Genomic DNA, 16,935 nt, shown 5'->3' with positions numbered 1-16,935 from the left:
CATACCCGCCCGGCATGACCGGGCGGTGGGATAATTATTTGGCGACCGACGATGACCCGTCGGCGTGCCACTGGAAGACACCAAATTCAAATCCCTTTAGATCGCCTTTCTCATCCCAGTTCAGCGGCCCTATCACGGTGTTTGCCCCGTGCGCTTTTAAATCTTTCACCAGGTCCAACGGCGCTTTACTGCCGGTACGTTCCAGCGCGGTGGCCAGAGACTGTACGGCGGCATAGGTGATCCATATGTACGGACCGCTCGGATCTTTCTTCTGCGCCTTGAGCGCCTCTACGATAGCCTTGTTGCTCGGATCCTGGTCATAGCGTTTTGGCATCGTCACCAGCATGCCTTCACCCGCACTGCCCGCGATGTTGGACAACGAGGCATTACCCACGCCTTCCGGGCCCATGAACTGGGTTTTCATTCCGGTAGCACGCGCCTGACGCAGCATCTGGCCCATTTCCGGGTAGTAACCGCCGTAGTAAACGAAATCAATATTCTCTTTTTGCAGACGGGCAATCAGCGCCGAGAAATCTTTCTCACCTGCGGTAATGCCGTCGAAGAAGACGATATTTGCGCCGCCTTTTTTCAGGGCATCCTGTACGGAACGCGCCAGGCCTTCGCCGTACTGCTGCTTATCGTGAACAATTGCGATGCGCTGTGGCTTCACTTTTTCGAGGATGTATTTGGCCGCAGTCGGCCCCTGAGAGGAGTCCAGACCGGCGGTACGCATGATGTGCTGATAGCCACGCTGGGTCAGTTCTGGGTTCGTTGCGCCAGGGGTGATCATCAGAATGCCTTCGTCTTCATAGATATCGGACGCGGGCTGAGTCGAAGAAGAACACAGGTGGCCGATGACATACTGAATGCCATCGTTCACGATTTTGTTGGCCACGGCGACGGCCTGTTTAGGATCGCACGCATCGTCATATTCCACGCCGACCAGTTTATCGCCTTTGATTCCGCCTTTGGCGTTGATGTCTTTGATTGCCTGACGCGCACCGTTGAACTCCATATCGCCCCATTGGGCAACCGGACCGGACATCGCACCGACAACAGCAACTTTAATCTCTTCCGCCATAGCCGACTGCGAAATCGCCAGTGCAACCATTCCCGCGATAAAAGCCTTCGCGTTCCTTTTCATCTCTGAGTCCCCATTCGTGATGTCGTGTATATATTTTGTTTTATTATGGTTAAAAAGCATTCTGTACTTTTAATGCACAACACTATTTTTACCAGTGCCTTTAATGGTTTAGCGCAGTTTTTTGCTAAAAACCAGACTAAAATCTCTATTTTTCAGGCGATTAAGCAAAGATAATATTCTGAAATCAGACAGAGATAAACAAATAAAAGTGCAGTTTGCAGCATAAAATAACGGTACAAAGCGCCGAATAAATCACTACGCCTTAGGTTAAAATTCTGCTTATTTTTCGATCCCTGCGTTTTATAACCAGACATCACGCCGCTAAAAAAGTAATCACCTGGAGAATGCTTTGAAAAAGTGGAAGCCTCTGTTCAAAGAAATTGAGTACACTGCTTCACTCTTTTTGATTTGGACAAGCTGCTAATGAAACTGACTATCGTTCGTCTGGTGACCTTTAGCGACCAGGATCATATTGATCTTGGCAAAATCTGGCCGGAATATTCCCCTGCTTCACTGACCGTCGATGACACGCATCAAATCTATGCTGCCCGCTTTAACGAGCGTTTGCTGGGCGCGGTACGCGTGACGCTGAGCGGAACGGAAGGGGCATTGGATTCACTGCGCGTGCGCGACGTCACTCGCCGTCGTGGCGTGGGACAGTATCTGATTGAAGAAGTGATCCGCGAAAATCCGGGCGTAACGTCCTGGTGGATGGCGGATATCGGCGTGGAAGACCGCAGCGTGATGGCGGCATTTATGCAGACGTTAGGCTTTACGGCGCGGGCAAACGGGTGGGAGAAGCACTAAAAGAAAGCCGGGTAGCGGCTGCGCCTTACCCGGCCTGGATTCTCCACAACATTTTCCCAAGCATTTCGTGTTGCAGGAAGGCGGCAAGTTATGAAATCCCCGGGAGCTTACATAAGTAAGTGACCGGGGTTGAATAACGCAGCCAACGCACCTGCGGCGCGAAAGGCGACGGGAAAATTATTTTGCGTCAGTCGCCGTGCCGTCCGCATGCCAATCAAACACGCCGAACTCAAAGCCTTTCAAATCGCCCTTCGCATCCCAGGACAGCGGCCCCATTACGGTTTCAACGGTATTCGCTTTCAGGTATTTCGCGATTTCAGCCGGATCGGCTGACTGGTTCAGACCCGCCTGCAGAGATTGCAGCGCAGCGTAGGTGGTCCACACGAACGCGCCGCTTGGATCCTGTTTCTTCGCCTTGATCGCCTCAACGATAGGTTTGTTCGCCGGAACCTGATCGTAATTCTTCGGCTTGGTCACCAGCAGGCCTTCTGCGGATTCGCCAGCGATGTTAGACAGGGACACGTTCGCCACACCTTCTGGACCCATGAACTGAGTTTTCAGGCCAGCAGCACGTGCCTGACGCAGGATCTGGCCCATTTCCGGGTGGTAGCCACCGTAGTAAACGAAATCGATATTCTCTTTCTTCAGACGCGCCACCAGCGTGGAGAAGTCTTTCTCACCGGCAGTGATACCATCGAAGAAGACCACGTTAGCGTTGGCTTTCTTCAGGTTATCCTGCACAGAGCGCGCCAGGCCTTCACCGTACTGCTGTTTATCATGAACAATCGCGATGCGCTTTGGCTTCACTTTTTCGACAATGTATTTTGCGGCGGTTGGGCCCTGATCCGAGTCCAGACCGGTAGTACGCATCACCAGTTTATAGCCGCGCGCGGTCAGTTCCGGTGCGGTTGCTGCTGGAGTGATCATCAGAATGCCTTCGTCTTCATAGATATCAGACGCAGGCTGGGTAGAGGATGAGCACAGGTGACCGATAACGTATTTGATACCGTCGTTGATCACTTTGTTCGCTACCGCGACCGCTTGTTTCGGGTCACAGGCATCATCATATTTTACGATCTGCAGTTTTTCGCCTTTGATTCCGCCCTTGGCATTAATGTCTGCAACCGCCTGTTCTGCGCCAGTAAATTCCTGGTCGCCGTACTGTGCTACCGGACCGGACATTGCACCGACAACGGCCACTTTAATATCTGCCTGCGCCATCGTGCTAAATGCTAACGCGATACATCCTGCCAGCAGCGCTTTACCCTTCATATTCATCCTGAGATTCCCCATTATTATGGTTATTTCGATTGTTGTGATGTTGTTGTGTAGCGCTTTATTTCAGTTATAGGTGTACCACTCGCGCTTTTTCAGCACACTCTGCTAAAACATACCCCATTTTTATAGTTTTGGAATAGCTAATTTGAAATGAATATATGATTGGCCCGACAGGGATTTCTGCCGGGCAGATGGCTTTAACGAGTCAGCGTCACAGAAATAATATCCAGCGCTTTACGGAATTGCGCTTCAGGGATGGTGAGCGGATAGAGAAAACGAATCACGTTGCCATAAACGCCGCAGCTCAACAGCAATAATCCTTCCTTCAGGGCGCGGTCCTGCACCTGACGGGTGAACTCCGGCGAGGGCTCGCCGGTTTGTGGATCGGTAAACTCCACCGCCACCATTGAGCCTTGCGCGCGAATATCCGCAATAAACGGGCAGTCCGATTTAGCCTTGTTCAGCACTTCCACCAGATGCTGACCGAGATGCGCAGCGCGGGTACAAAGATCTTCTTCGTCAATGACCTCCAGCACCGCCAGTGCCGCCGCAATCGCCAGCGGGTTACCGGCATATGTCCCGCCGAGACCACCCGGCGCAGGGGCGTCCATCACCTCGGCCCTGCCGGAAACGGCAGAAAGCGGCATTCCACCCGCCAGACTTTTCGCCATGGTGATGAGATCGGGCTTCACGTTATGGTGTTCCATAGAAAACAGTTTGCCGGTACGGGCAAAACCCGTTTGCACTTCGTCGGCAATCAGCAGGATGCCGTGGGTATCGCAAAGCGTTCGCAGCCCCTGCATAAAGTCGGCTGGCGCGATATTAAAACCGCCTTCGCCCTGAACCGGTTCAAGAATAATGGCTGCAACCTGGTCTGGCGCGATATCGGCTTTAAAGATGCGCTCCAGGCTTTTTAGCGCATCCTGCGAGCTAATGCCGTGCAGTTCGTTTGGATATGGCGCGTGATAAACCGAACCAGGGAACGGGCCGAAGCCGATTTTATAAGGAGCCACTTTGCCGGTTAGCGCCATGGTCATAAAAGTACGGCCATGGAAAGCACCGCCGAAGCTGATAAGCCCTGGGCGTTTGGTGTAGGCGCGCGCAATTTTGACGGCGTTTTCGACGGCTTCTGCACCGGTTGAGAAGAACGCCGTTTTGGCAGGACCCTCGATGGGCACACGGGCGTTAATACGTTCCGCCAGCGCGATATACCCCTCGTATGGCACAATTTGATAGGCCGTATGGGTAAACGCGTGGAGTTGTTTTTCAATGGCGGCGACGACTTTGGGATGGCGATGGCCGGTATTCAGCACCGCAATCCCGGCAGCGAAGTCGATGACCTCGTTACCTTCGACGTCCCACAGCGTCGCGTTTTCAGCTTTATCAGCGTAGAACCCGCACATTACGCCGATACCGCGCGGCGTGGCCTGCAATCGCCGTTCGTTTAATTCGTTGTTTTTCACCCTGTCCCCCTAAGATGTCGCATGCTTAGCGCATCTGTAAGTGTTTGCCAGGGGGGAGGAATTCGCCAGAGCAGGCGCTAAAAAAACAAAACCCCCAGATTTTCATCCAGGGGTTATCGGGGACTTCGCGGAAATTACGCTTCGATAGCGATGCGAAGTTTTTTCATGGCGTTCTTTTCAAGCTGACGTACACGTTCAGCGGACACGCCGTAGCGGTCGGCCAACTCCTGCAGCGTGGACTTGTTATCTTCGTCCAGCCAGCGAGCGCGAATAATCGCCTGGCTGCGCTCGTCGAGACCTTCCATCGCGTGAGTCAGTTTGTTGGCGGCCTGATCTTCCCAGTTGTCTTCTTCAATGCCTTCAGCAAAGTTAGACGTTTTATCCTGGAGATACAGTACCGGTGCCATTGGATGGCCATCCTGCGCATCGTCGTCGGAAGACATATCAAACGTCATGTCCTGCGCGGCCATACGGGATTCCATCTCAAGCACATCTTTGCTGGATACACCCAGCTCGCGCGCCACCATTTCGACTTCATCCTGATTGAACCAGCCCAGACGCTGCTTGGCTTTACGCAGGTTGAAGAACAGTTTGCGCTGCGCTTTGGTCGTAGCGACTTTCACAATACGCCAGTTACGCAGGACGTATTCGTGAATTTCAGCTTTAATCCAGTGCACGGCGAAGGAGACCAGACGCACACCCACTTCTGGGTTGAAGCGACGTACTGCCTTCATCAGGCCGATGTTGCCTTCCTGAATCAAGTCCGCCTGCGGCAGGCCGTAACCCGAATAATTACGAGCAACGTGAACAACAAAGCGCAGGTGAGACAGGATCAGCGTTTTTGCTGCTTCCAGATCGCCCTGGTAATGCAGCTTTTCAGCAAGCTCCTTTTCTTCCTCGGCCGTCAACATAGGCCAGGTGTTAGCAGCCCGGATATACGATTCCAGATTACCAATAGGGGCTAAGGCTAAAGTTTGCATTTCTTTGGTCATTCATTCCTCTCAATTAATTCTCTTCTGGTCCAGGTTATCCCCATCAGGCAACAACCATGCCAAAGCATTTGAGCAACGAGAATATCATTCACACTTTTATCAGACAGTGATTTTATCCACAAGTTCCAGGTGCAACAGTGAACAAATTACGCACAAAATGTGACACGGAGATGGTTCTGCGAGGGAGAGACAACAGGGATCTCTTTCCCTGCAGAGCGAAGTACTCATTGCAGGGAAAGATTATATCAGAAAATTTTTATTGGGGAGTAAAGTGGCGTAAATGTTGTACCGTGGCAAGCCAGGCGGCGATCCAGCCGATCATCGAACAAACCAGCAGCAACAGCAGGCACTCATCAAAAGCTAAGCCACTGATATCAAACTTAGTTCCGAAAACCTGCGCCACTTCGGTCACGGCAGATGAAAGCCGCATCACCAAAATTTCTGACAAAATTAGTGAAAGAAATGCACCGGAAAAACCAAGCAATGCGCCGCCGTAAAGGAACGGACGCAAGATGAATCCATCCGTCGCACCAATCAGTTTCTGCACGTTAATGCTATCGCGACGCGAAAAGATGCTCAGACGCACGCTGTTACCGATGACGAGGAACACCGCCGCCACCATCAGCACGCCGATCATGGCCGCAACGCGCCCTACCAGCCCGGTCAGGGAGGCCAGACGAGCAAACCAGCTATCATCCATCCGCACTTCATCAATGCCATTTACACGGCTGATGCGATCACGCAGGGTATTGAGCGATTCTGTCCCCTGAAAATCGAGCTTCGGGATCACTACCGCCACGGCGGGCAGCGGGTTCTCTTCCAGCATATCCAGCGCGCCGCCAAAGCCGGACCAGTTGCGGAATTCGCCCAGCGCTTCGTCGCGCGACAAATAGTTAACCTTTTCCACGCCCTGCTCGGACTGGAGTTGCCCGACAACCTGTGCCGCCGCATTGTCGTCCAGCGCTTTATCCAGATACACCGTAATCTGCGGGGATGGATAATATTGCGAAGCCGCCTGGTTAACGTTTTTGTAGACCATGTAGCATACGCTCGGTAGCGTCAGGGAGATGGCGATAACCATCACCGTCAGGAACGTCGCCAGCGGTTTACTTTTCAGGTCTTGCACAGCGCCATGAAAGGCGTAGCGTACCTGTTCGTTAAAGACGTTGGTTTTACGCGAATTCGGCTTTGTTGTCGGCTTTGCACGCTTTGGCGCATTACGATTGCCATCCCCGCCCTGCGGCTTACGGAACCGATCGAAACGATTACCGAACTGCCGAATCTGGTTTATTGCATCACGCTTATTCACTCAGGCCTCCGTGCAAATGACCGTCGCTCAGGGACAGCATGCGGTACGAACGACGGGAGATAAGCCCGATATCGTGCGTTGCCATCAATACGGTTACCCCTACGCGGTTAAATTCCTCAAACAGACGCAAAATCCCTTCAGAAAGCGCATCGTCCAGGTTACCGGTCGGTTCATCTGCCAGCAGTACGGCGGGTTTGTTCACCACCGCACGGGCAATACCCACGCGCTGCTGTTCACCGCCGGAGAGCTGAATCGGGAAGTTCCTCGCTTTGTCCAGCAATCCAACTTTGTCTAATGCCGCCGACACGCGACGACGAATATCATCATAGCTGGCTCCCGCGATAATCAGCGGGATGGCCACGTTATCAAATACGGTGCGATCCATCAGCAGGTGGTGATCCTGGAAAATCATGCCGATCTGGCGACGTAAAAACGGCACCTCGCGGTTTTTCAGGCGGCTAATGTCATGGCCGCCAAACAAGATTTTCCCGGCACTTGGCCGCTCGATCCCACAGATAAGCTTGAGCAGGGTACTTTTCCCCGCGCCAGAGTGGCCGGTCAGAAATGCCATCTCGCCTGGCTTCAGGTGGAATGTGACCCCCTGTAGCGCTTGTCTCCCACCGAGATAGGCCTTGCTGACATGTTCAAAGCGAATCATTGTTAATCCTCTCGGGCAAAAAGTGCCTCAATAAAGTCGCCCGCATTAAACGGACGTAAATCCTCGATACGTTCGCCGACACCAATGTAGCGAATAGGAATACTGAACTGATCCGCAATAGAGAAAATCACCCCGCCTTTGGCGGTGCCGTCCAGTTTGGTCAACGTAATGCCGGTCAATCCAACCGCTTCATTGAACAGCTTCGCCTGGCTAACGGCGTTCTGCCCGGTGCTGGCGTCTAGCGTCAGCATAACTTCATGTGGTGCATCTTCGTCCAGTTTCTTCATCACACGGACGATTTTCTTTAATTCTTCCATCAGGTGCGATTTGTTCTGCAAACGCCCTGCGGTATCAGCAATTAGCACATCCACGTTACGCGCCTTCGCCGCCTGAATGGCATCGAAGATAACGGAAGCGGAATCCGCGCCAGTGTGCTGGGCAATTACAGGAATATTGTTTCGCTGTCCCCAAACTTGCAACTGCTCAACCGCTGCTGCACGGAAGGTATCCCCCGCCGCTAACATCACCGATTTGCCCTGCTGCTCAAACTGACGCGCCATTTTGCCGATCGTGGTGGTTTTACCCACGCCGTTCACACCCACCATTAGAATAACAAAGGGTGTTTTGCCTTCAATATTAAGCGGTTCATCAACTTTTGCGAGAATTTCGCCCATCTCTTCTTTCAGCAGACCGTACAACGCTTCGGCGTCACGCAGCTGTTTGCGGCTCGCGCCTTCCGTGAGGTTGTTGATGATTTTACGGGTAGTGTCCATTCCCACGTCGGCAATCAGCAGCTGTTCTTCCAGCTCTTCAAACAGATCATCGTCGATTTTTTTACCACGGAACAGACTGATAAATCCGGAACCGAGGTTTTCTTTGGTTTTAAGCAGGCTGCGCTTCAGGCGTGCGAAGAAACCTTCTTTGGTTGGTTTTTCCTGTTCCTGAGCAATTTCCTCAACGGGTTCTTCAATGTCTTCCACCGGAACGACAATAACCGCTTCTTCTGCGGCCACGGCGGCAAGCGCCTGTGCTTCCAGTTCGTCGTCAGAGACCGGTTCTTCTTCAATCTCTTCCGGCAGCGGCAGTTCTTCGTGCTCGACTACCGCTTGCGGCGCTTCTTCGACAACCGTCTCGATAATCTCTTCAACGACAACAGGCTCAGGCTCGATCGGCAACAGCTTCTCGCTTTCCTGTACCTGTTCGGTGACCTCTACCACCTCTTCGGCAAAGGCTTCCGTCTCGGCTTTACTGTGCGTTGGTTCTTCGGCTTCTACTTCCGCCACGGTTTCAACAGGTGTTTCTGGCTGAAGCGGTTCTTCAACTACCTGTTGTTCTTCAGTTTTTTGTTCTGTCTCTTGCTCTTTTTCACCAAAGCCCAACCAGGAAAAGAAGCCACGTTTTTTTTGTTTTGCCATCTGCGACTACACCCCTTGCGGTTAATTTCTGGCGCTATATACATGGAAGCTATAAAAATGATGAAATAGTCTAACACTTTACTTAAATGACATCACCGCCTGGAATCGCAGGCCAATTGTTAGCAGAGCTTTCCAGAAATGAAGAAAACTAACCGCCAGGCCGGACAAATTCGCATTATCGGCGGCCAATGGCGTGGCCGGAAATTACCGGTGCCGGACAGTCCCGGTTTGCGCCCCACGACAGACCGCGTACGAGAGACGCTTTTTAACTGGCTGGCTCCGTCAATGGTAGACGCGACATGCCTGGACTGCTTCGCCGGAAGCGGGGCATTGGGCATTGAAGCGCTGTCGCGTTATGCCGCCAGCGCCACGCTGCTGGAGATGGAACGCAGCGTCGCCCAGCAGTTACAGCAAAACCTCACTACGCTAAAAGCGACGAATGCCAAAGTGGTCAATACCAATACGCTCGCGTTTCTGGCAAAGACTGGCACGCCGCACAACGTGGTGTTTATCGATCCCCCGTTCCGTAAAGGGCTACTGGAAGAGACGTTAACGCTGCTTGAAAACAATGGCTGGCTGGCCGATGACGCTCTGATTTACATCGAAAGCGAAGTCGAAAACGGTCTGCCGCCAGTGCCACTACACTGGGATCTGCATCGTGAGCAAGTAGCGGGTCAGGTGGCCTATCGTTTATATCACCGTGAAGTACAAGGAGAGTCTCATGCCGATACTGATTAATGTTGGACGCTTGCTGATGCTGGGGGTTTGGGCCTTTTTGATCCTGAACCTGGTGCATCCGTTCCCGCGCCCGATGAACATTTTTGTTAACGTGGCGCTGATTTTCACCTCATTTATGCATGCCCTGCAAATGGTGATGCTGAAATCAGGCTTGCCGAAAGACGGCCCGCCGATGACCGGCTGGCAGCAACTGCGCGTGTTTATTTTTGGCGTGTTTGAGCTGCTGGTATGGATGAAGAAATTTAAAGCGCAGGCGAAGAAGTAACGAGCTCGCTTTTACCCGGTGACGCTGCGCTTACCGGGCCTACAACACCGTAGGCCGGGCAAACGCAGTGCCGCCCGGCAGATTACGGCTCCACGCTAAACGCCTCAAAGCGCGACCCTTTGTAACTCAACATTCCCTTATCCCCCACCGTTAACTGATGGTAACGCGCCTCGTCGAGGCGGAACGTCATCTCTAGCCCGCCGTTCTCCGGCTTAAAGCTTGCTTCGTAGCGCATAGCGGTTCCGGCGGGTGTGACCTGCTGCTGGCGAGAACGACGATCGTTAAGCGGTTTTTCACGTTTGTTACTCACCACCACCCGCTTTTGCTGTAACGGCGCGGCGTCGTTATCGGCTTTTACGCGACGCTGATTCACAAAACGAAACGACGCGGCGACAACGATAATCACCACCACGATAATGAAAAATAGCGGCATCTTGCTCATTATTGAATCTCATCAGATTATGCGGAAATCAGGATACCTTGCTCGATCCAGCATTGCCAAACGTCGGTCCACGTCACTACACTGAATCAGAGAATGTTTATTCAAAAATAACAGATACAGGGAGTTAATATGCTTTGGTCATTCATCGCTGTCTGTTTTTCCGCATGGCTCTACGTCGATGCGTCATACCGTGGGCCGACATGGCAGCGCTGGCTGTTTAAGCCGGTCACCCTGTTACTGTTGCTGCTGCTTGCCTGGCAAGCGCCGATGTTCAATGCCGTCAGTTACCTGGTACTTGCAGGTCTTTGCGCGTCGTTAATCGGTGACGCCCTAACGCTACTCCCGCGCCAGCGTATTCTGTACGCAGTAGGGGCATTTTTCCTTTCGCACCTGCTCTACACCATCTACTTTGCCAGCCAGATGACGCTCTCCTTGTTCTGGCCATTGCCGCTCATACTGCTGGTGATTGGCGCATTGCTGATCGCGGTTGTCTGGACGCGGCTTGAAGAGATGCGTTGGCCAGTCTGTACGTTTATCGCCATGACGCTGGTGATGGTTTGGCTGGCGGGTGAACTGTGGTTCTTCCGTCCCACCGCGCCGGCAATGTCAGCGTTCTTTGGGGCCACGCTGCTCCTGCTGGGGAATATCGTCTGGCTGGGTAGCCATTATCGTCGTCGCTTCCGCGCGGATAACGCTATCGCCGCCGCCTGCTACTTCGCCGGTCACTTCCTGATTGTGCGTTCGCTGTATATTTAAAAGCGCTTGACTCTGGAGTCGACTCCAGAGTGTATGCTGCGGTTAATGAGAAAATTATCATTGACCGGAGACTGCCATGTCGACTCCAGAAACACCTAAAAAAGTCCCACAATTTTCAGCACTTAAGCTCAGCCCTGCGCCAGTAAAAGATGACTGCTGCTGCGATAGCGGCTGTGAAGCACCCGATGCCCTCGCGTTGCCCGATCGTGGCGAACGCTTCACCTGGGTCGTCAACGGGATGGACTGCGCGGCCTGTGCGCGCAAAGTCGAAAATGCCGTGAAGCAGGTATCGGGCGTCAATCACGTTCAGGTGCTATTCGCCACCGAGAAACTGCTGGTAACCGCGGACTACGACGTCAGCGCCCAGGTCGAAGCGGCGGTAGCCAAAGCGGGCTATTCCCTGCGCAGTGAAAGTGCGCCCGTCGAAAAGACCTCTCCCCTGCGGGAAAACCTGTCGCTCATCACCCTGATTATCATGATGGCCCTGAGCTGGGGGCTGGAACAGATTAACCATCCGCTTGGCAATCTGGCCTTTATTGCCACCACACTGGTGGGGCTTTTTCCCATCGCGCGTCAGGCATTGCGCCTGATAAAAAGCGGCAGTTGGTTTGCCATTGAAACGCTGATGAGCGTGGCAGCCATCGGCGCGCTGTTTATTGGTGCGACGGCAGAAGCCGCGATGGTGCTGCTGCTGTTCTTAATCGGCGAACGTCTTGAAGGCTGGGCGGCGAGCCGCGCGCGCAAAGGGGTAAGCGCCCTGATGGCGCTCAAACCAGAAACCGCCACGCAGGTGTTCGACGGTGAGCGCAAAACGGTGGCGATCAATACCCTGCGCCCTGGCGATGTCATTGAAGTGTCTGCCGGTGGCCGTTTACCTGCTGATGGCGCGCTGCTGACCGCCACCGCCAGCTTTGATGAAAGCGCCCTGACCGGCGAATCTATCCCAGTCGAGCGTGAAGCGGGGGAGAAAGTGCCCGCTGGCGCGACCAGCGTCGATCGTCTGGTGCAGTTGAAGGTATTGTCCGAGCCGGGCAATAGCGCCATCGACCGTATCCTGAAGCTGATTGAAGAAGCCGAAGAACGCCGCGCGCCGGTCGAGCGTTTTATCGATCGCTTTAGCCGGATCTACACCCCCGTGATTATGCTGATTGCTCTGCTGGTTGCCGTCGCCCCGCCGCTCCTCTTTGCCGCATCGTGGGAAGAGTGGATCTACAAAGGCCTTACGCTGCTGCTGATCGGCTGTCCGTGTGCGCTGGTGATCTCCACCCCGGCGGCCATCACCTCTGGCCTGGCCGCCGCCGCGCGTCACGGCGCGTTGATTAAAGGCGGCGCAGCGCTGGAACAGCTCAGCCAGGTGCAGCAGGTGGCGTTCGATAAAACCGGGACGCTGACCGTTGGCAAACCGCAGGTCACGGGCGTTTACCCGCGTGACAGTAGTGAAGAAGCGCTGCTGGTGCTGGCGGCAGCAGTTGAACAAGGTTCCACCCACCCGCTTGCGCAGGCTGTGGTCCGTGAGGCGCAAAATCGAGGCATCGCGATTCCTCAAGCCTCCTCCCAGCGGGCGCTGATGGGATCGGGTATTGAAGCCATCGTTGACGGCAAAAGAGTGCTGATTTGTGCCGCCGACAAATTCCCCGGCGACGAGTTTAAGCAGCAGATCCGTGAGCAGGAAGAAGCCGGGCAAACGGTCGTGCTGGTGGCGCTGGAGGATGTGGCATTGGGCATCCTGACGCTGCGCGACACCCTGCGACCAGACGCGCGCGAAGCCGTCGATGCATTGCATCAGTTGGGTATTCAGGGCGTAATCCTGACCGGCGATAACCCGCGTGCCGCGGCTGCGATTGCTACGGAACTGGGTCTGGAGTTTAAAGCCGGACTGCTGCCAGCCGATAAAGTGAAAGCCGTTACCGAGCTGAACACGCAGTCGCCGCTGGCGATGGTGGGCGACGGGATTAACGATGCCCCAGCCATGAAGGCGGCGACGATTGGCATTGCGATGGGCAGCGGCACCGACGTGGCGCTGGAAACTGCCGACGCGGCGCTGACGCATAACCGTCTAACCGGGCTGGCGCAAATGATTCGCCTGGCTCGCGCGACCCGCGCCAATATTCGCCAGAACATTGGCATCGCGCTGGGGTTGAAAGGGATATTCCTGGTGACCACCCTGCTCGGGATCACCGGACTGTGGTTGGCCGTGCTGGCCGACACCGGCGCGACGGTGCTGGTGACGGCCAATGCCCTGAGATTGTTGCGAAGAAGGTAAAACACCAGGGCGGCGGTGATTGAACCGCATGCTCCCCTCACCCTAACCCTCTCCCCAAAGGGGCGAGGGGAATGTTTCGTGCAAAAATTAGACTGGGCAACCCTTAGTCTTTAGGGAGAAAAACACTTACTGCATCCCCAGTACTCCCGGCAGCCACAGCGAGATCGCCGGGATATAGGTCACCATTCCCAACACCACCAGCAGCATGGCGTAAAACGGTAGCATGGCGCGCACCACGGTTTCGATACGCTGCTTGCTCACCGCACTGGCGACAAACAGTACCGAACCGACCGGCGGCGTAATGAGCCCGATCCCCAGGTTCACCATCATGATCATCCCAAAATGCACCGGATCAATACCCAGCGAATTGGTCACTGGCAGCAGCACTGGCGTCAGGATCAGGATAAGCGGCGCCATGTCCATCAGCGTACCAATCAGCAGTAGCATGATGTTGAGATACATCAGGATCACGTACTTGTTATCCGACAGCGAAGTGAAGAACTCGGTGATCCGCGTCGGAAGCTGCATGTAGGTCATCACCGCGCCAAACGCCGCCGCAAAGCCAATCAGGATCATCACGATCGTGACCGTCTTCACCGTGCGGCACATCAGCTTCGGCAGCTCTTTCCATTTGTAGTCGCGATAGATAAACATGGTGACGAAAAACGCCCACAGGCAGGCGACGGCTGCCGACTCGGTGGCGGTAAATATTCCCGACAAAATGCCGCCAAGAATAATCACCACCGTCAAAAGGCCCCACAGCGCATCGAAGAAAATCCTCACCGCCTGCTTGAACGGGATTTTTTCACCTTTCGGATAACCGCGCTTGTGGGCAAACCCGAGGCACAGAATCATCAGGCAAAATCCCAGCAGCAGACCCGGCAACACGCCAGCGATAAACAGCGTGGCGATAGAGACCGTCCCGCCCGCCGCCAGCGAGTAAATCACCGAGTTATGGCTGGGAGGAATCAAAATCGCCTGCACCGACCCGCTGGCCGTCACCGCCGCCGCATACTCGCGCGGATAGCCCTTTTTCTCCATCTCCGGGATCATCACGCTGCCAATGGAGGCGGTATCCGCCACCGACGAGCCTGAAATTGCGCCGAAAAAGGTCGATGCCACGATATTCACCAGCGACAGCCCGCCGCGGATAAAACCAACGAAAATATAGGCGAAGTTCACCAATCGTCGAGCAATTCCCCCTTCCGCCATAATCGCTCCCGCCAGGATAAAGAACGGGATCGCCAGCAGAGTAAACTTGTTCACCCCGCTGGTGATTTGGATCATTAGCGCTTCCAGCGGCAAATCAATCCACAGCGCTCCGGCGACCGCACTCAGACCGACGGCAAACGCCACCGGCATTCCCAGCGCCAGCAAAATGGCGAGGGTGAAGAGCAAAATAAAAGCATCCATGGTTCACCCCTTAACTGTGATTGCCGATCAGCACGACCGGACGATTTTCCTGCGAGCCAAACAGCAGGCGCTCAATAACAAACAGGATCAGAATGGCCGACCCTACCGGCAGCGGCAGATAGCTTTCACCCGAGGTCAAAATCGGGAATTCGGCGACGGGCTGCTCCCACAGTTCGATACACAGCAATAGGCTGTACCAGAAGATGAGTCCGGAGATCAGCAGCATCAGCAGATCTACCGCCCGGGCACACAGCTTTTTGAGCACCTCCGGCAGCCTGTCAGTGAGCATATTCACCGCAATATGCGAGCCCGCGCGATAGCCCACCGCCGCGCCGATAAAGGTGAAGGTCACCATGCAGATAATGGCAATCGGCTCCGGCCAGGACTCACCGCGATTGAGCACGTAGCGCGAGAAAATGCCAATCGGGATAACGATGGTCATGATGAGCAGCGACACACCCGCCACGCCCATAGCGAACAGGTACAGACGGTCCATCCACTTCAGGTAGAGTTCGGACATACGTTCTCCGGTTTACTGGACGTCAGCGATGGCTTTCATCAGTTCCTGGTGTTTGTCGCCGTACTGGGCGCGCACCGGTTCTGTGGCTTTGATAAACACCGTTTTATCGATGTCGTGGAACTGCACGCCGCCCGCTTTCATTTTCTCCAGCGCCTGCTGGTTGTAGGCATCCCACAGTTTGCGTTGCTCAAACTGCGCTTCGCGCGCCAAGGTTTTGATTTTTTGCTGGTCTTCCGGGCTGAGCTTGTCCCATTTCACTTTGGAATAGAGCAGCATTTCCGGGGTGATGAAGTGACCGCTGAGGGTGTAGTTTTTGGCGATCGGCATGTAGTTGTGGGCGATAAACGTCGGCGGGTTATTCTCTGCGCCGTCAATGACCCCGGTTTGCATCCCGCTATACACTTCGCTCACGCCCATGGCGACAGAGTTAGCGCCCATGTCTTTCAGCGTTGCCAGCGCGACCGGGCTACCCTGCACGCGGATTTTCATCCCTTTCAAATCTTCCGGTTTCACCACCGGGTTCTTGGTGATTAAGTTGCGCGTGCCGGAGTCCATCCAGCCGAGGAACACCAGGCGTGATTTGGGGTTCGCAGTCAGCTTTTCGCCAATCGATTTGCCGATATCGCCGTCGATAACTTTGTGCATATGGTCTTCATCGCGGAAGACGTAGGGCAAAGTGAAAACTTCGATGTCCGGGAGGATGGCCGCGACCGGGGCCATGGAGACGCGAATGATGTCGATTGCCCCCATCTGCGCCTGCTCGATCATCTGTTTTTCGTCACCTAGCACGCCGCCGGGGAAGACTTTAATCTCCATCTTACCGTCGGTTTGTTGTTTCAGCTTTTCACCCATGTTCTGCACGGCAATCACGTTGGGATAGCCTTCAGGATGGACGTCGGCAGCTTTGATGGTTTGGGCAGAAACGGATGCAGCAAAAGCAGACAGACACAGAACGGCCAGTAACGGCTTGAGGGTCGTTTTCATCGAGTCAACTCCAGGGTAGTGAGAGTAAGCGTTAAAACGTTGTTTTAGTTTTACGCTTAAAAACTAGACTACGGTCTGGAATGCGGAGGTGAAGCGCCTCACAAAAAGCGCTAAATTATGAAACGATGGTTTGAATTCGTAGTTCCGATCACGTCAGAAGGTTTATTGACCCTTGCGCAGCAAATAGCGATACGGCAAAGCAGCCGTCTCTTGCGCCACCAGTTCATGCTCCATGAAGGTGCAAAAACCGGGGATATCGCGCGTAGTAGCGGGATCGTCGGCAATGATTAACAGGGTTTCGCCGGTTTGCATCGTGCGCACGGTTTTGCGCACCATCATCACCGGCTCCGGGCAGCGGAGGCCTTGCGCATCAAGGGTGTGGTCTGGGCTGGAGAACAGATCGGTCATTTTCTTCTCGTTCAAATCAAAAACGGCTGTAGTTTACGCCGCCTTCCTCCCAAAGCAAACCAGGTTAACGATTGCGTGAA

At 54.2% G+C, this 16,935-nt stretch carries 17 protein-coding genes; 5 read left to right on the top strand and 12 right to left on the bottom strand.

Going from position 1 to position 16,935, the window contains the following annotated elements:
* Positions 1-34: 34 nt before the first annotated feature.
* Positions 35-1,144 carry a high-affinity branched-chain amino acid ABC transporter substrate-binding protein LivK gene (gene livK, locus AC6EMZ_RS16445; protein WP_498403737.1) on the bottom strand — a complete coding sequence of 370 codons (1,110 nt, stop codon included), beginning with the start codon at positions 1,142-1,144 and terminating at the stop codon, positions 35-37.
* Positions 1,145-1,567: 423 nt separating this feature from the next.
* Between livK and panM the strand changes: the two genes are divergently transcribed.
* A complete protein-coding gene (panM, locus tag AC6EMZ_RS16440; RefSeq protein ID WP_498403735.1) occupies positions 1,568-1,951 on the top strand; it encodes an aspartate 1-decarboxylase autocleavage activator PanM in 384 nt (127 codons plus the stop codon).
* Positions 1,952-2,128: 177 nt separating this feature from the next.
* On the opposite strand, the gene livJ is transcribed toward panM, so the two are convergent.
* The 6 genes from livJ to ftsY all read right to left on the bottom strand — a co-directional run bounded on the left by livJ (position 2,129) and on the right by ftsY (position 9,066).
* Positions 2,129-3,229: a branched chain amino acid ABC transporter substrate-binding protein LivJ gene (gene livJ, locus AC6EMZ_RS16435; protein WP_498403733.1), complete on the bottom strand. Its 1,101-nt coding sequence runs from the start codon at positions 3,227-3,229 to the stop codon at positions 2,129-2,131.
* Positions 3,230-3,426: 197 nt separating this feature from the next.
* Positions 3,427-4,692, bottom strand: a complete 1,266-nt coding sequence (locus AC6EMZ_RS16430) for a 4-aminobutyrate--2-oxoglutarate transaminase (protein WP_498403731.1) — start codon at positions 4,690-4,692, stop codon at positions 3,427-3,429.
* Between the two features lie 134 nt (positions 4,693-4,826).
* A complete protein-coding gene (rpoH, locus tag AC6EMZ_RS16425) occupies positions 4,827-5,684 on the bottom strand; it encodes an RNA polymerase sigma factor RpoH (protein ID WP_498403730.1) in 858 nt (285 codons plus the stop codon).
* Positions 5,685-5,940: 256 nt separating this feature from the next.
* The gene (gene ftsX / locus AC6EMZ_RS16420; protein ID WP_498403728.1) at positions 5,941-6,993 is read right to left on the bottom strand and encodes a permease-like cell division protein FtsX; all 1,053 of its coding nucleotides are present in this window, start codon (positions 6,991-6,993) and stop codon (positions 5,941-5,943) included.
* Positions 6,986-7,651 carry a cell division ATP-binding protein FtsE gene (gene ftsE / locus AC6EMZ_RS16415; RefSeq protein ID WP_498403726.1) on the bottom strand — a complete coding sequence of 222 codons (666 nt, stop codon included), beginning with the start codon at positions 7,649-7,651 and terminating at the stop codon, positions 6,986-6,988. The genes ftsX and ftsE overlap by 8 nt, the downstream gene beginning before the upstream one ends.
* Before the next feature lie 2 nt (positions 7,652-7,653).
* Complete coding sequence (gene ftsY, locus AC6EMZ_RS16410) at positions 7,654-9,066, bottom strand: signal recognition particle-docking protein FtsY (RefSeq protein ID WP_498403724.1); 1,413 nt, start codon at positions 9,064-9,066, stop codon at positions 7,654-7,656.
* A gap of 138 nt (positions 9,067-9,204) precedes the next feature.
* Between ftsY and rsmD the strand changes: the two genes are divergently transcribed.
* Positions 9,205-9,804, top strand: a complete 600-nt coding sequence (rsmD, locus tag AC6EMZ_RS16405) for a 16S rRNA (guanine(966)-N(2))-methyltransferase (protein ID WP_498403723.1) — start codon at positions 9,205-9,207, stop codon at positions 9,802-9,804.
* On the top strand, positions 9,788-10,069 hold the full coding sequence (locus AC6EMZ_RS16400; RefSeq protein ID WP_498403721.1) for a DUF1145 family protein: 282 nt from the start codon (positions 9,788-9,790) through the stop codon (positions 10,067-10,069). Before rsmD ends, AC6EMZ_RS16400 begins: the two co-directional genes overlap by 17 nt.
* Positions 10,070-10,151: 82 nt before the next feature.
* Here AC6EMZ_RS16400 and AC6EMZ_RS16395 read toward each other — a convergent pair whose 3' ends face one another.
* A complete protein-coding gene (locus tag AC6EMZ_RS16395) occupies positions 10,152-10,511 on the bottom strand; it encodes a DUF2500 domain-containing protein (protein WP_498403719.1) in 360 nt (119 codons plus the stop codon).
* 129 nt (positions 10,512-10,640) lie between these two features.
* Here AC6EMZ_RS16395 and AC6EMZ_RS16390 point away from each other — a divergent pair, with 129 nt between their 5' ends.
* On the top strand, positions 10,641-11,267 hold the full coding sequence (locus AC6EMZ_RS16390; RefSeq protein WP_498403717.1) for a lysoplasmalogenase: 627 nt from the start codon (positions 10,641-10,643) through the stop codon (positions 11,265-11,267).
* Positions 11,268-11,343: 76 nt separating this feature from the next.
* Complete coding sequence (zntA, locus tag AC6EMZ_RS16385; protein ID WP_498403715.1) at positions 11,344-13,530, top strand: Zn(II)/Cd(II)/Pb(II) translocating P-type ATPase ZntA; 2,187 nt, start codon at positions 11,344-11,346, stop codon at positions 13,528-13,530.
* Positions 13,531-13,656: 126 nt separating this feature from the next.
* Here zntA and AC6EMZ_RS16380 read toward each other — a convergent pair whose 3' ends face one another.
* The 4 genes from AC6EMZ_RS16380 to tusA form a co-directional block, all read right to left on the bottom strand.
* Entirely contained in the window at positions 13,657-14,943 is a 1,287-nt protein-coding gene (locus tag AC6EMZ_RS16380) for a TRAP transporter large permease (protein ID WP_498403713.1), read from the bottom strand.
* Between the two features lie 10 nt (positions 14,944-14,953).
* Positions 14,954-15,463 (bottom strand): TRAP transporter small permease, encoded by a 510-nt coding sequence (locus AC6EMZ_RS16375; RefSeq protein WP_498403711.1) that lies wholly within the window; start codon positions 15,461-15,463, stop codon positions 14,954-14,956.
* 12 nt (positions 15,464-15,475) lie between these two features.
* On the bottom strand, positions 15,476-16,447 hold the full coding sequence (locus AC6EMZ_RS16370) for a TRAP transporter substrate-binding protein (RefSeq protein ID WP_498403709.1): 972 nt from the start codon (positions 16,445-16,447) through the stop codon (positions 15,476-15,478).
* A gap of 162 nt (positions 16,448-16,609) precedes the next feature.
* Entirely contained in the window at positions 16,610-16,855 is a 246-nt protein-coding gene (gene tusA / locus AC6EMZ_RS16365; protein ID WP_498403707.1) for a sulfurtransferase TusA, read from the bottom strand.
* Between the last annotated feature and the right edge of the window lie 80 nt (positions 16,856-16,935).

Source organism: Enterobacter sp. SCRI0065 (assembly GCF_059766475.1).
The sequence above is the reverse complement of the archived record's forward strand: the minus strand, read 5'-3'. Positions and strand labels throughout refer to the sequence as shown.